Annotated in this window: 10 protein-coding genes and 1 tRNA gene; 7 read left to right on the top strand and 4 right to left on the bottom strand. The window is 52.6% G+C overall.

The window, feature by feature from the left end; genetic code table 11:
• The first annotated feature begins 442 nt into the window (after nt 1–442).
• Nucleotides 443–3,421 carry a class I SAM-dependent DNA methyltransferase gene (locus K5Q35_RS15955; protein ID WP_220800280.1) on the top strand — a complete coding sequence of 993 codons (2,979 nt, stop codon included), beginning with the start codon at nt 443–445 and terminating at the stop codon, nt 3,419–3,421.
• Complete coding sequence (locus tag K5Q35_RS15960; protein ID WP_220800281.1) at nt 3,345–4,451, top strand: restriction endonuclease; 1,107 nt, start codon at nt 3,345–3,347, stop codon at nt 4,449–4,451. The genes K5Q35_RS15955 and K5Q35_RS15960 overlap by 77 nt, the downstream gene beginning before the upstream one ends.
• Before the next feature lie 117 nt (nt 4,452–4,568).
• On the opposite strand, the gene K5Q35_RS15965 is transcribed toward K5Q35_RS15960, so the two are convergent.
• Nucleotides 4,569–5,216 (bottom strand): hypothetical protein, encoded by a 648-nt coding sequence (locus K5Q35_RS15965; RefSeq protein ID WP_220800282.1) that lies wholly within the window; start codon nt 5,214–5,216, stop codon nt 4,569–4,571.
• 277 nt (nt 5,217–5,493) lie between these two features.
• Here K5Q35_RS15965 and K5Q35_RS15970 point away from each other — a divergent pair, with 277 nt between their 5' ends.
• From K5Q35_RS15970 to K5Q35_RS15985, 4 genes are all read left to right on the top strand, one after another.
• The gene (locus K5Q35_RS15970; RefSeq protein WP_220800283.1) at nt 5,494–6,132 is read left to right on the top strand and encodes a recombinase family protein; all 639 of its coding nucleotides are present in this window, start codon (nt 5,494–5,496) and stop codon (nt 6,130–6,132) included.
• Nucleotides 6,133–7,186: 1,054 nt separating this feature from the next.
• Nucleotides 7,187–8,491, top strand: a complete 1,305-nt coding sequence (locus K5Q35_RS15975; RefSeq protein ID WP_220800284.1) for a hypothetical protein — start codon at nt 7,187–7,189, stop codon at nt 8,489–8,491.
• A 206-nt stretch (nt 8,492–8,697) separates the two neighbouring features.
• Nucleotides 8,698–10,020 carry a serine/threonine-protein kinase gene (locus K5Q35_RS15980; protein WP_220800285.1) on the top strand — a complete coding sequence of 441 codons (1,323 nt, stop codon included), beginning with the start codon at nt 8,698–8,700 and terminating at the stop codon, nt 10,018–10,020.
• Nucleotides 10,017–10,736, top strand: a complete 720-nt coding sequence (locus K5Q35_RS15985) for a PP2C family serine/threonine-protein phosphatase (RefSeq protein WP_220800286.1) — start codon at nt 10,017–10,019, stop codon at nt 10,734–10,736. The genes K5Q35_RS15980 and K5Q35_RS15985 overlap by 4 nt, the downstream gene beginning before the upstream one ends.
• Before the next feature lie 146 nt (nt 10,737–10,882).
• Here the strand turns inward: K5Q35_RS15985 and K5Q35_RS15990 are convergent, their stop codons facing one another.
• Nucleotides 10,883–12,286, bottom strand: a complete 1,404-nt coding sequence (locus K5Q35_RS15990; protein ID WP_220800287.1) for a tyrosine-type recombinase/integrase — start codon at nt 12,284–12,286, stop codon at nt 10,883–10,885.
• Between the two features lie 95 nt (nt 12,287–12,381).
• Nucleotides 12,382–12,467 (bottom strand) — tRNA-Leu (locus K5Q35_RS15995).
• A 165-nt stretch (nt 12,468–12,632) separates the two neighbouring features.
• On the opposite strand from K5Q35_RS15995, the gene K5Q35_RS16000 reads away from it, so the two are divergent.
• Nucleotides 12,633–13,616, top strand: coding sequence for a complex I NDUFA9 subunit family protein (locus tag K5Q35_RS16000; protein WP_220800288.1), 984 nt, complete (start codon nt 12,633–12,635; stop codon nt 13,614–13,616).
• Here the strand turns inward: K5Q35_RS16000 and K5Q35_RS16005 are convergent.
• A complete protein-coding gene (locus tag K5Q35_RS16005) occupies nt 13,613–14,416 on the bottom strand; it encodes an undecaprenyl-diphosphate phosphatase (RefSeq protein ID WP_220800289.1) in 804 nt (267 codons plus the stop codon). The two genes, K5Q35_RS16000 and K5Q35_RS16005, sit on opposite strands and share 4 nt — an antisense overlap.
• Nucleotides 14,417–14,619 lie beyond the last annotated feature (203 nt).

Here is a 14,619-nt window from a genome sequence, read left to right on the forward strand (position 1 = left end):
CCAAAACCCGAACAGAGCTAACGTAAATTAGCGGACTCAAAGGGGAGCAGGTCAATTTGCCAGAACAGCGCAGGGGACAATCATTGCCCGTGACAATGGGACGTCGCTGACGAGTTTGCAGGACGAGATAGCAGAGGCAACGCGCGGCACACAGATGTATGACCCATTGATGGACATGGTTTTCAAGACCTATGAGGGCTTCCCTAACGCGACGCCTGAACCGGCATATGAGTCTACTTACGCGCAGTGCATGGATTCTATGAAAGGATAGGGTGCGAGCTTATCTATACATCCAGACGCTTTACTTAGAAATCTGCAGGGTGCCGCGCATTGAAGTGGCTGAGAAACTTACATGTTTTCCTGTCCAAACCACTCGTTGAGGTTGACCTATAGAGCACCTGAAAGTCTACTGGAGATCGAACCGCTCGAATGGGACTCCATAATGACGCCGCAAGAATTCATCGCCAAATGGCGGAATGTTGAACTGAAGGAACGCACGGCGTCTCACTCGCATTTCAACGACCTTTGCCGACTACTGGAGATTGACGAGCCGGTAGCTGCTGACCCCAAGGGTGAGTGGTTCACTTTTGAGAAAGGCGCATCAAAAACCAGCGGTGGTGAGGGGTGGGCCGACGTCTGGCGCAAGGATTGCTTTGCTTGGGAATATAAAGGTAAGCGTGCCAACCTCGACAAAGCGTTTGATCAGCTTTTGCAATACGCTATCGCGTTAGAGAATCCGCCGCTTTTGATCGTGTCGGACATGGATGTTATTCGCATCCACACCAACTGGACCAATACCGTGCAGCAAATTCACACGCTGCATTTGGGTGATCTCACTAACGCCGCCAACCGGGACAAGCTGCGCAATGCTTTTCTACAGCCGGAAGCGTTCAAACCGACAAAGACCCGTCAGCTAGTCACAGAACAGGCCGCACAGAGGTTCGCGAAGCTCGCCCAGCGCCTTCGGGAACGCGGTCACGAACCCCAGCAGGTGGCACACTTCGTCAACCGTCTGGTGTTCTGCATGTTTGCTGAGGATGTGGAACTTCTACCGAACAAAATGTTCGAGCGGATGATCAAAACCGCACGCCCCAAGCCTGAAACTTTCGCGGTCCACGCCAAGGGGCTGTTTGCGGCAATGAAAGACGGTGGGCTGGTCGGCTTCGAGACAGTGGACTGGTTCAACGGCGGGCTATTCGACACTGACGACGTGTTGCCGCTGGAATGGGAAGACCTCGACGATCTGATAAGGGCGGCTCAACTCGACTGGTCCGACATTGATCCGTCCATCCTTGGAACACTTTTTGAGCGTGGCCTTGACCCGGCCAAGCGTAGCCAGCTTGGAGCGCACTACACAGATCGGGATAAGATCATGCAGATCGTGAACCCGGTCATCGTCGAACCGCTCTTGGCGGAATGGGCTGAGGTAAAAGCGAAGATCGAAGCTCTGATCGACAAGGCCCCCAAGGCGACCAAGGAAAAGCTTCTGAGCACGGCGCAGAAAGCCGCAGTCACCCGCGCGCTGGACAAGGCCGAGGCACTGCACCAAGCGTTCCTTGATCGGCTCAAGGCATTTCGCGTGCTGGACCCGGCCTGTGGGTCTGGCAACTTCCTCTACATCTCCCTTCTGGAACTCAAGAACATCGAACATCGGGTGAACCTTGAAGCAGAGGCGCTGGGGTTGCCCAGAGGGTTCCCGCAGATTGGCCCCGAGGTGGTGCTGGGCATCGAACTAAGCGCCTATGCGGCGGAACTGGCCCGCGTATCGGTCTGGATTGGGGAAATCCAGTGGATGCGCCGCAACGGGTTCGAGGCGGCTAAGAATCCGATCTTGCGGTCACTTACAACGATTGAGAACCGGGATGCGGTGTTGAACCCTGACGGGACCGGTGCCTTGTGGCCAAGAGCGGACGTGGTGGTGGGTAACCCGCCGTTTTTGGGTAACAAGAAAATGATTGCTGAACTGGGCGAAGGCTACACCGTCTCCCTGCGAAAGGCCTACGAGCGCACACCGGGTGGTGTTGATTTGGTCGCTTATTGGTTCGTGAAAGCATGGGCTCAGATGCAAGCGAATAAGTTACGAAAGGCGGGGCTGGTTTGCACGAACTCTATTCGTGGCGGTGCAAACAGGAACGTTTTAAAGCCGATACTATTTAGCGGACAGATATTTGATGCTTGGTCTGATGAGGAATGGACAGTAGATGGCGCTGCTGTTCGTGTCTCACTTGTTTGCTTTGATGATGAGCAGTCAGGACAAGCTTGCCTTAATGGAAATGCCGTTGCTACGATTCACGCTGACTTGACCGCCAATACTGGTGGTGTTGACTTAACAAAATCCAATTCTTTGCCAGAGAACAAAAGCGTAGCGTTTCAGGGAACTATCAAAACTGGGCCGTTTGAGGTCGATGGCGAACTCGCTAGACAGTGGCTCAATATGCCGATCAATCCGAACGGGCGAGATAACTCTGAGGTTTTGCGCCCATGGTCAAACGGCATGGACGTAACAAGACGGCCTTCGGGACAATGGATAGTGGATTTTGGAACTGAAATGTCTGAAGGCGACGCGGCCTTATTTGAAGCTCCATTCACTCACCTACGATTGGCCATCGACAAGGAAAACGCAGAGCGAGCCAAAGCTGGAAAACCACTACTAAGAGGTCGCGAACTTCGTGCTCTTGATGGCTGGTGGTTACACCAGAGACCTCGACCTGAAATGCGGAAGAGCCTCAATGGCTTAGACCGATACATTCTTAGCCCAAGGGTTTCAAAATACCGGTTATTCACATGGGTCGATGCTGCCACGTTGGCAGATTCCGCGATTATCGCGATCGCCCGCGACGACGATACCACCTTTGGCATCCTACACTCTAGTTTCCACGAGCTTTGGTCGCTCCGCATGGGCACTTTTCTCGGAGTGGGAAACGACCCTCGTTACACGCCCTCGACCACCTTCGAGACATTTCCGTTTCCCGACGGCCTTACCCCCAACATCCCCGCATCCGGGTATGCAGATGACCCACGCGCCGTCAAAATCGCATCTGCCGCCCAACGCCTGAACGAGTTAAGGGAAAACTGGCTCAACCCCGCTGATCTGGTGGACCGGGTGCCAGAGGTAGTTCCCGGCTATCCCGACCGCATCCTTCCCAAGGACGCCGCCGCCGCCAAGGAACTCAAGAAACGCACCCTGACAAACCTCTACAACACCCGCCCCGCATGGCTCGACCACGCGCACAAGGCATTAGACGAAGCGGTGGCCGAGGCGTATGGCTGGGGCGACGACTGGCGCGCGGGCAAACTGACCGAAGACGAAATCCTAGCCCGCCTGTTCAAGCTCAACCAAGACCGTGCCGCAGCTGAAGAAAAAGCCAACACAGAAGAGACATCCAAAAAGAAACAGAAAGGGCGCGCGAATGCCAAATGACCCGACAGTGTGGGGCGTTCACATGGGCGCGCATGTTTCAGATAGGCCCATTGAGGGCTGCTATGTCGCAATCGGCTGGCCTGATATGGGAGACCTCACGAGAATCCCGCCAGACCGAGAAGCCTACAAAACTCGGTTGGCAACGGCCTATCCCGACAAGAAAGCAGGCGCTATCCCGGTTGATGCTGGAACGATGTATAAGTTCGTGCACGTGATCAAAGCGGGCGATTTGGTTATATACCCTTCGAAGTCCGACCGGATGGTCAATATCGGGCGCTTTACCGGCAATGTAAGCTACCACGAGGGCGACACTGACGGCTACGCAACCCGCCAACAGGTGAAGTGGTTGGGGCATTTTCCTCGAAATGAGTTTAGTCAGGCATCGTTAAACGAAATCGGGTCTTTTCTCACGCTCTTCCGTGTCAAACGGCATACAGGTGAGTTTCTCGCAAAGGTGAACCTTGACGCTTCCGTCAGTGGGTCCGAGCGGGCCGAAACAGATGAAGACGCGCAAGACGAGATCACTGACGACGATACTGCTACAGTTTCCGCCGCCGTGCAGGCCGAGGCAAGCACCAGTGACTTCGTGATCAAGCGCCTCATGACCGAATTGTCAGGGCATCAGTTCGAAGAGTTCATGGCGCATATGCTTGAGTGCATGGGATACACCGCCCGCGTCACACCAAAATCAGGGGATGGGGGCGTGGATGTCATCGCGCATATGGACCCACTAGGCTTTCAACCGCCCATCGTGAAGGTGCAATGTAAGCGCACTACAGGACAAACACCGCGTCCAGACGTTGACCAATTGTTGGGAACCCTTGGTGACGGGGAATATGGCCTGTTTGTAAACTTGGGGTCTTTTGCGCGCGGAGCCGTCGAACTAGAGCGCAACCGGGCCAAGCTTCGATTGATAAATGGCGAACAGTTTGTGGAACTGATCTTGGAGCATTACGCCAGCCTATCGCCTCGCTACCGCGCCATGATACCGCTCAAACAGATTTTCGTGCCAGACCTGCAGCAGGATTGAAGAGGCGGTCAGAACGAAGGCTTCGCTTTCATTTCACCGCAAAAATCCGAGAGGTCGAGATTGATAGATCGGATTGCGCATTCCCCCCGCCGGGCTGCTTTTGGGAATATAAAGACCTCACCAATCCATTATCCAATCGGCAAGCATTTCAAGGCGATGCCCAGCGGCGACTATGACACTCTCGGTCCGCCCCGACAAATCAAGTTCGGGTAGATCGTTTACGTAGTTGGACGCGTATTCCCAAGCGGTGCCCGGAGCGTTCATCATGCCAGCCCATATGTCTTCCTTGTTGGGTAAGTCCTCCGCCTCGGGTATCATTTCGGTGCACTCAAAGTCTTCCATTGCTTGCTTTTGTCCCGCTTCTGGATCATCGGGGTTATCAAGTGCTCCTTCCAAGCCTGCCATGTCACGGGCGGTGTCACAGGCATCTTTAACTTCCAGCGCCAGACCACCCGCAATTACGGTAACGCCTATGAACGGTATCGCTTCACTGAACGACGTCGTGACATTCCTAGTGGCACCTCTCGCCATTCTGGACGACACCCGCTTTGTCGTTTTGCGGACTACCTCGCGCGACGCTTTCTTCGCTGCGAGCCTTTCACTTGCTTCTCTTGCTGCGATAGTGCTCAAACCAACGGCTGAAGCGGCGGAAGAAACGGCAGTGTAAACCCCGCTTATCGTTATGGTCGCGATATTGAGTGCAAGAGACATCAATAAAGCCAGTGTCAGCACGAATTTGGAGGTGAGTCGAAATGCCCGCAACATATGAAACACTCTCTTGTGTTGATCGAGTTCACTTGAGGATATCACAAAAGAAGTGCTTTTGAATGTTTGCCAAATTGTTGTGACCACCGGAGAGCTATGAACATTCTTGGAACTTGCGTTTGAACCCAACGGGTTGTGACGGGACGCGCGCGTGTGTTCTTTGGGGTATACCGCAGAGAACACCGCTAGCGGCAACTAAAAGGCTGTTCACAGGGGTTTACTTTTTCTTGTGAACACATCAGCTATGTGAACATAATCTTAGTGAACAGGTGACCACATGCTCAAGACAATTTTATATGCCCGCGTTTCCACGACCGAACAAACCAGCGACCACCAACTTGAACAGGCCCGCAAGGCAGGCTTTCAGGTTGATGAAGTTGTGACCGATCATGGCACTTCTGGGGTGACCACCAAGCTGGCAGAACGAGAAGGCGGCAAGCGGCTCTTCGATATGCTGCGTGAAGGGGACACGTTGGTGGTCCGTTGGGTGGACCGTCTTGGCCGCAACTATCAGGACGTAACAGACACCATTCGGGAATTCATCCGCAGCGGTGTGACGATCAAGACCGTGATCAACAACATGGTCTTTGATGGGACAACCACAGACCCCAGTCAGAAGGCTATCAGGGACGCGCTGATAGGCTTTATGGCGGCGATGGCAGAGGCGCAAGCAGAGGCCAACAAAGAGGCTCAGAGGGCCGGTATAGCGCACCACAAGGCGACCTCTCCGGAGAAGTTCAAAGGGCGCAAGCCAAACTTCAGTAGGGCCAGCTTTGAAGCTGTGCAAGCGATGCTGAATACAGGGCAAGGTCACTCGGCTATCGCTAAGGCCACAGGCGTCAACCGGAACGCCGTAATCAGGATTGCCCAAGACCCGTCGAAGGCAGAAGCGGCACTGGAGAAGTGGGGGTTGTAACGCATTAACCCTCATACAAGCCCAAGAAACCGTTAACAGTTCAGGACCTAGCCATGTCGATGGCACTTGGTTGCTTACCGTGCATGGCAACTTGTAACCCACACCTTAGACACAAACACCATAAGTTGGCGGAAAGCCGGGCGAGACCAATTCACCACATACTAAACCCAAGCTCACATGATGCGCGTCCATTGGATTTACCCCCACCATGGAACTACTAGTGGCCTGTTTCGAGGTGACCCGATTAACCCCCATACTAGAGGTAAGCGCCGAAAGCCGAGCTGCGTCACCAATTAACCCACCCCATAGCACTAAAAGGGGGCATTCGTGTTAAAAGGCAATTAACCCCCACCTTAGCCCTAGCAACCCGTTCCTGCCGCTAAACACAACATAGCCCCACACCAAACGCTAGGAGATATTGACCCGCATCTGAGACCCGAAACTAACTTGCTCTGCGTTGAATGAAACTTGGTTCTTTTCACCCATGAATGAGTGAAAGGGTGTGATCGATATGTGAGGAAGCTCACCAAAACGAAAAGGCATATGTTGTTCACCCAATGACCTGACCTTCACATTTGAGGAGCATGTAAAGGAAATATCGTCTCCGTGGCAAAGCCATCGGAATTGGGTCTTCAAGCGATAGCGACATGCGAAGGTGAACGACTGGCGACCTGCTAGAGTGCATCCAGAATATCTGGGTTATTCAGTCCAAACCCTCTTCGAGGTTCACCTCTAATTCTTTGTCGGCTGATGCCGTCATGATGATTTTCCACCTCCAAGTGAACCCGTTTGGTTTCCTATGTGATTACCATTCGAGGTTGCCCGCGATGGTTCCCCTTTGGTTCCCCTTTAAGGTTTCCCTCTCACAAACAACAGGTTTACGACAGGGTGCTGTCGAAGCCTGAAATATCATTCATTTTCATATGCTTACAACCTCTCTCAATTTTGAGTGAGACAGATGTGCCGTCCGCACCATTCTTTTGCATCCCGCAATCCCGGCCCTCATGGCCAATGAACCGCTTCATCTCGAGGCCCCCAAACAGAAAGCTATCACATGCTCTATCCCAACCGCTCAACACACACTGTCATCATCGACCGCGCATGCGGCACCGGCAAGACTTCCGAAATGCTGACTTCACTGCAACCTGAGCGGAAATATCTACTTGTTACGCCGTCGCTCACTGAAATCGACCGTTTCGTTAGGGACGCACCACATGGTGTTGAAGTCGTCACACCCAAAGAAGGCAATGGTCCGAAACTCATCCAGCTTGAGACGCTATTGAACGATGGCAAATCCGTAGCAATCACGCACAAGCTGTTCTTCATGACGCTTCGATTGGCCGACTTGATGGCCGATTACGAGATCATCGTGGACGAAGCGCCTAACCCTGTTACCAATATTAACACCATCGATGCAGATGCCTTTAACGAGGCTGTAGTTGGTGGTGGATATGCCACTGTCTGTCCCGCTACGGGTCAAGTCCAACCTACTATGGAGTGGATCAAGTGGCAGCGCGAGAGGTTCGACAAAGATGGTGAACCGACATACTCGAATGGATTGCACCCTGAAATATACAAACCGGCAATTCAGGGTCAGCTTCACGTTGACGACAATGGTATCTTTGCGGTGGCAACGCCAAATCAAGTGCTGCTCTCGGGCCGTTCGCTGACGGTAATGACGTTCCTCAGTAAAGGCACATACATCCGAGCCTACCTTAACGTGCTCGCTAAGTCGCACCCGAAGGCGGCCTACACGGTAGTTGAAGAGACGCCCGCTGATTGGCTCAGACAGGCGAGGGAGTTGGTCACTGTGGAAGAGTTGGCATTACCAAAGCACGTCAACTTGTCATTCTCAAAGCAGACACGACGCTCGACAGACAAAACATGTAAGTCCATAGGTGGTGCTCTGAAAAACCTCCTCTATCGGCGTTGGAAAGGTGTAGACCGGACCAACATCATTCTTACTTGTGCTCGTGGCAAGTGGTTTGATGACCGTAAAAGTCGTTATGCTGGACAGTGGGCCAAGTATTCCCGGCTGTTCGGTAGGGACTACGGCAAAGGTGGTGTGAAGTGGCTTCCCAACAAGACGCGCGGGACCAACGATTTCAAGCATGCCACCCACGCGATCTACCTCTATTCGATGTCACCCAACCCCAAGGTGCAAAATTTCCTTGGGGTCTCAGGTCAGCATTTTGCCGATGAGTATGCGTTGGCGGAGATGGTCCAATGGATATGGAGAACGCGTGTCCGTGACGGCTTGCCGATTACTGTAGCTATACCGGATGAACGTATGCGTGCAATTTTTGAGGGTTGGTTAAGCAGCGAAAGTGACAGCTACGATCTTTTCGAAGCAGCGTAAACTTCCGCTCTAGCATCACACAAGACGACCTCGTTCAGTTTCTCTGAGCGGGGTCAACCCGAGCTTGCAAACCAGCATTTCCAATTCCAAGTGAGCAAAAAAAGATTACCCGCATAAGCGGCGCGTTGCGAAGCTACATTCAATCATGTAGCTAAAAACCTTGGCGAACTGGCGTGCAATGTCCCAAGGACACGGGAAAATTTGATATGAGTTTCAATATTGGAGAACTTTTGGGAAAGGGAGGGTTCGGGAACGTCTTTAAGGCGACAGATGGCGACGGAAATTCTTATGCGATCAAGTACTTCGCACAAAACCAACCAATGAATGCAGATTTGCTGGAGAACGTCAGGAAGCGGTTTATCAAAGAAGTTCGCATCCAGAAGAATATCAATCATCCAAACATCGTTCCAGTTATTGAGTCGTGGGAAGGGGACAAACCCTCTTATCTCATGCCAATCGCGACGTGCAGCCTTGCTGACGAGATTGAGACAAATAAGCCTGATGTTGCTTCTCGCTATTTAGAAATAATTTCAGATATTGCGTTGGCACTGAACTACCTGCATTCGCTTCAAATCTGTCATAGAGACCTGAAACCGCAGAACATTCTTCGTTTTGAAACAGATGAAGGTGGCCCAGTATACAGAATAAGTGATTTTGGACTGATCTCTCTGAAAGAAAGCAATCTCTCAAACCTAACTGCTACGGGAATGCGCAAAGGTTCAGATGCCTACACCGCCCCCGAAATCACACAAAAACTATCGACGGCTTGCGCACAAACAGATGTATACTCGTTGGCCTGTATCTTGCACGATATTGTTGATGATGGTGTTCGCGTTCCTTGCGGTGTTATTGAAAGTGGCACTAGCTTTGGCGACATCTTTGCAGTGGCGACACGGGCGGACCCATCCAAGCGATTTCCGACAGCGAAATCGTTCGTCGATGCTGTTGCAGATGTTGCGTTCTCTGTAAGCACGCCTTCAGTCCCTGCATTTGAAGACCTCGCAAACTCTTTTGGAACTAACTCGGAGGACAACCCAGAGTTTTGGGAGTCTGTTTTAAGCGCCGTGACTGGCGGCGACAGAGCAGTCAAGAATTTCATTTTCTCAAAGATTTCGGGCGAAACGATCAAAAACGCGATTGGCGTCAGTGGGGAAGCTGGACAACAAATATACGGAGAATACTGCGATTGGGTAGCGTCTCGAAGGGATTTCCCGTTCGAATACTGCGATGTCTTGTGTGAGCGAATACTTGATTGTTTTGAGAGTGTCGATTTCGAACGCAGGTTTCAAGGTTGCTACGCTTTACTTGTTCTTGGAACATCACACAATCGTTGGCATGTTGAACACGCTTTTATGAACTCGCTGGGACCAGAGATAGATGAAGCTTTCGCGCAACGCGCCGCAATCGAGTTTCGTGTGTTAGACAAAATGATTTGTCCACAAATACGCCATCTTGAGCGGTCAATCGATGCGAGCATCAAACATTTCCATCCAGCCGTATCCAAAGCAATTTCTGAAATATGCGTATGAGGTTCGATTTAGCTGCAATATCTGAAACTGGTCCGCGCAGTCAAAATGAGGATTGCGCTGAGGCTTGGGAACTGGATGAATATACTGTTGGCCTTGTTGTCGCAGATGGCTTGGGCGGACGAGGCTCAGGGGGCGCTGCGTCGGCGCTTGCCGTAAGTCTTCTGCGAGAAAGAGTGACGAGCTTTCCGAAAAGTTCGAACGCCTTGGTTACCGTATTTCAAGAAATACATAGACAAATCCTATCTGAACAAAAGAAATCTGAGCAGCAACGGTTCATGGCAACTACATTGACAGCTGTGTTTTTGGGAGAGACAAAACTAGTCGGCGCTCATGCAGGTGATACGCGCGCAATGATCGCAAGAGGTCAGGGCATCAAAAAGCTGACCTCTGATCATTCTGAAGCTCAAAGGTTGTTTGACGAAGGTAAAATAGACAAAATTCAGTTTAGGAATTATCCGCGCAAGCACATTTTGGAAAGTGCACTAGGCGCAGAGGGCGAACCAAGGATTGATGGCTTCGAGTTCTCTGTGCAGGTGAATGATAGGATATTTGTCACCAGCGATGGCCTCCATTCTAAGTTACCCCTGCGACCGATGCTTGAGATTTCTAACAGATTCCCCGGCGCTAACAACTTCGCGCAGGAAGCTACAGAAAATGTCCGCAGAAATTCCCCAGACGACAATTTTTCAATCGCTGTCGCCTATCTCAAAACGTGAAACTGAAACGCTCCAAAGGTGGCGTCGCATTCACCACGGCTACTGAAATCGCTCTTTCGAAGAACATAAGGCATTCATACCGCCTGAATGTTCTGACAGCCAACTCTGGTAACGGGTGTCGGGACTTGAATATACTCAAATGCAAGTCATTGCGCACTTAACCATTCCTCGGCAACCTGCAAAGCCGCCTCCATGGCCTTCGTTGACGCCTTAAGCTTGGCTTCATCGCCCCCATATACCCTGTTACCAACACCCCCGAGCGAATGCCCTAGTATCCGATGCTCATCCCTCTCAGGGACGCCTGCAATTATCAGCCAATCCTTCATGTTGTGACGAAGGGAATAGACAACGTGACGCTTGTCCTCAGTGTGTTTTCTAACCTGCCTCATCAGAGTCCCTGAAACACTATCAGCTCCTGCTTCATGGGCATATCGAGCGAATAGCGCAGGTCCATCACCAGCAAGCTCGACGGCTTCCCTAGCAGCTGTGAGAGCGTCTCCAATGAGAGGAACTGAACGGATCGAAACGACTGTTTTGACGCGTCTGTCTTCGTGCCACCGGACCAAGATATGTGGGTATTTGTGGTGAAGCTGGACGTCTTCTAAACGAAGGCCTGTGATCTCTGCTCCACGACATCCGGTTTTTTCGAGGAGACGCCATATCAGCTTCAACTCGGGTATCCTTACGCTCTCCATTATGCTCTGACGCACAGCTTTTAAGACGGATGGCGGTAGCGGGTCGCGAAGATCTCCCTCAATCTCTGGGGCAGGGTGGTATCCGGCAATGTCGAGACCCACGAAGGGGTTAAAGGCTTTACCGTGGAGATCAAATTCCTTGATGGCAGTGCTGACCATCGCCCTGACCATATTCAACTCCCGTCGCACCGATGCCGGGGAGAGAAGAGACCCGTCTGACTTGGCAGTATTAAGCATGTCGTCTCTCAGCTTGCGGGCGTGTTCTCTCTTGAGGTCCACTAGAGGCAACCTATCCAACGGTCCCAAGGACTTCGCGACTCGGGCACAGACCCTTTCCAGACGGTTCATTTGATTGCGCCCCGTCGCTCCCTTCATGTTCTCCTTCAGATACATGTTGCGGGCATCTTTAAGGGTGACTTCCGGCCCTTCTGCGTCAGGAGATACTACCGCCTTGTAAAGCATTGGGTCGGCATTGCGCTGGGCAAGATCATCGGCCAAGATACCTCGTCTTTCCTCTTCATCTCGAAAGCCACTGACGCCGTTCAGCATGCGCTGGGCTTCCACCTTAAAGTCTCTCCACCTCTCCCAATCGGACCTTGAATCCCCTAGCGATTCCCACGCCTCCTCAGCATATTGCTTGGGCGTTTTCTCAAGGACGCCTTCACGCGCATCCGTCACCAAGCGTTGGAAGGCATCCATTAGGGCAGCGTGTTCACGAGCCAAAGCGACGCCCTGTTGCTGGGACCTAACGGGCTCTTGGAAGAAGGTCTTCCCGACTACCTCAAGAAGGTCTTGAGGGATTCTCCGACGGAACGTCAGCTTCCCGTTCTTAGTCACCAGATGTTCAAGTTTCATAAGCATCGCCATAGTCAATGTATCCCGAAACGCATCCGGGGGAAGTGGATAAGTGCCTAATATGCTTATAAAATATGGATTTACGACCTAAGTCTTGGTGCCCAGGAGAGGACTCGAACCTCCACACCCTTGCGAGTACTAGCACCTGAAGCTAGCGCGTCTACCATTCCGCCACCTGGGCAGGTGTCGTTGAGACGGCTGTTAATCTGATCGGCTTTAGGTGTCAAACGAAAACTGATGGCACAGGCGTGTTCGCGGGATATGCCAGAGATGCGCCTATTTGCGCCTTGTCTCACCCTCTCTGCAGGGGTAGTTCTAGCCAATAATCTGATCAAAGAGGCACGCAATGTCAAAGCTGGTTACGATCTATGGCGGTTCCGGGTTCATAGGGCGCTACATCACTCGGCGTATGGCCAAAGCGGGATGGCGGGTCCGGGTTGCCGTAAGGCGGCCTAATGAAGCTATGTTTGTGAAGCCTTATGGTGTCGTTGGTCAGGTTGAGCCGGTTCTGTGTAACGTCCGCGATGATGCGTCGGTGCGGGATGTGATGATGGGGGCGGATGCTGTTGTGAACTGCGTCGGAATACTGGCGGAGGACAGCAAGAATACTTTTGACACGGTTCAGGCCGAAGGCGCCGAACGCATCGCGCGGATAGCCGCCGAAGAGGGTATCGCGAAAATGGTGCATGTTTCAGCCATCGGGGCTGACGCGCATTCAGACAGCGACTATGCCCGCACGAAAGCGTTGGGGGAAGCGGGTGTTTTGCAACATGTTCCTGCCGCTGTGATCCTGCGTCCCTCCATCGTTTTTGGCGCTGAAGACCAGTTCTTTAACCGTTTCGCTGATATGACCAAGCTCGGTCCTGTTTTGCCAGTTGTCGGCGCGGATACCCGGTTTCAGCCGGTTTATGTCGATGATGTGGCGCAGGCCGCTGAAAAGGCTTTGACCGAAACGGTTGCGCCGGGCGTGTACGAGTTGGGCGGGCCAGATGTCTGCTCTTTCCGCGCGTTGATGGAGCTTATGCTTGAGACGATACACAGGCGTCGGTTGATCGTGAACATCCCGTTTTTTGCGGCCCGGATCATGGGGTTCACATTTGACATGGTCCAAACGGCTTCTCTCGGATTGATAAAGAACGGAATGATCACGCGGGACCAAGTGAAAAACCTTGCCCGCGACAACGTCGTTGGCGAGGGCCAGCGTGGGTTTGACGCGCTTGGCATTGAGCCTGCGACGATGGTGTCTGTTTTGCCAGAGTATTTATGGCGGTTCCGCCCGTCGGGACAGTACGACGCGATCAAGAAATCTGCCAAGAACCTGCGGTCTTAGCTGTAGGCGTAAACCAACAGGATGATACCGAGGATCACTCGGTAAACAACGTATGGTGTGAAGCTGACGCTCTTTAGCAGGCGCATCATCAGGGCTAGCGCCAGTAGCGCCGACACAAAAGCAAGCACCGCTGCAAATGCGCCGTCCTTTGCCATCTGCCAGTCCGCCTCGCCAATGACATCCGCGCCGAGCAGAGCGCCGGATGCGATTATCGTGGGAATGGACATCAGCATTGCCAGCTTTGCCGCCCCTTCGCGTCCATAGCCCAAACGCCGCGCTGCGGTGATCGTGATGCCCGAGCGTGATGTGCCGGGGATCAGGGACAAGATCTGTGCAAGACCCATGACAAAGGCATCCTTCAGCGTCCAGCCGCTGGCGGTGCGCGTCGATGCACCAGTTCTGTCCGCCCAATAGAGAACAAGACCAAAGCCAAGCATGGTCCATCCAATCACGGCCACGGATCGCATCATTTCGTCAAGGCCGGTCAGCTTTATGATAAGGCCCGCGATCATGACGGGGATGGTCGCGATGATAAGACAGAGCGCGAGGAATGCGCCTTGCGTGTCGACCTTGCCCTGCGCGAGTCTGAGGGAGCCTGCGGCAGCTATACGCACATCGCTCCAGAAATACAGGATGACCGCCAGGAGGGATCCGACATGGACGGCCACGTCAATCGCCAGGCCCTGATCAGGCTGTCCGGTCAGGGCGGGTAGCAGTACCAGATGGCCCGAAGAGCTGACGGGCAAAAACTCCGTCAGACCCTGAATCGCGGCGACAAGAATAAGGTGGAAAAGGGTCATATGGGTAATCCGCTGCCTGCGTGCGTGCAAGGCTGGTATAAGGGCAGGGAATCAAATGAAAAGTCTCAATTTAGGTCCGAAACGGACGCAAAAAACTGAATAATTTGGATTCGTTTTCATTTTTCAGGTGCTTTTTGCAAAACTAGGTAAGTAATACTGACTTTATTTCCGATTTGAGTTGGCGTATGGGTGCACTTCGGAAA

The sequence above is a fragment of the Roseobacter sp. OBYS 0001 genome (assembly GCF_019654895.1).
GTDB classification, from domain to species: domain Bacteria; phylum Pseudomonadota; class Alphaproteobacteria; order Rhodobacterales; family Rhodobacteraceae; genus Roseobacter; species Roseobacter litoralis.

Coding starts and splice junctions, on each gene's coding strand:
- K5Q35_RS16005 (WP_220800289.1), bottom strand. CDS start 14,416: ATGACCCTTTTCCACCTTATTCTTGTCGCCGCGATTCAGGGTCTGACG.
- K5Q35_RS15965 (WP_220800282.1), bottom strand. CDS start 5,216: ATGTTGCGGGCATTTCGACTCACCTCCAAATTCGTGCTGACACTGGCT.
- K5Q35_RS15990 (WP_220800287.1), bottom strand. CDS start 12,286: ATGAAACTTGAACATCTGGTGACTAAGAACGGGAAGCTGACGTTCCGT.
- K5Q35_RS16000 (WP_220800288.1), top strand. CDS start 12,633: ATGTCAAAGCTGGTTACGATCTATGGCGGTTCCGGGTTCATAGGGCGC.
- K5Q35_RS15985 (WP_220800286.1), top strand. CDS start 10,017: ATGAGGTTCGATTTAGCTGCAATATCTGAAACTGGTCCGCGCAGTCAA.
- K5Q35_RS15970 (WP_220800283.1), top strand. CDS start 5,494: ATGCTCAAGACAATTTTATATGCCCGCGTTTCCACGACCGAACAAACC.
- K5Q35_RS15955 (WP_220800280.1), top strand. CDS start 443: ATGACGCCGCAAGAATTCATCGCCAAATGGCGGAATGTTGAACTGAAG.
- K5Q35_RS15980 (WP_220800285.1), top strand. CDS start 8,698: ATGAGTTTCAATATTGGAGAACTTTTGGGAAAGGGAGGGTTCGGGAAC.
- K5Q35_RS15975 (WP_220800284.1), top strand. CDS start 7,187: ATGCTCTATCCCAACCGCTCAACACACACTGTCATCATCGACCGCGCA.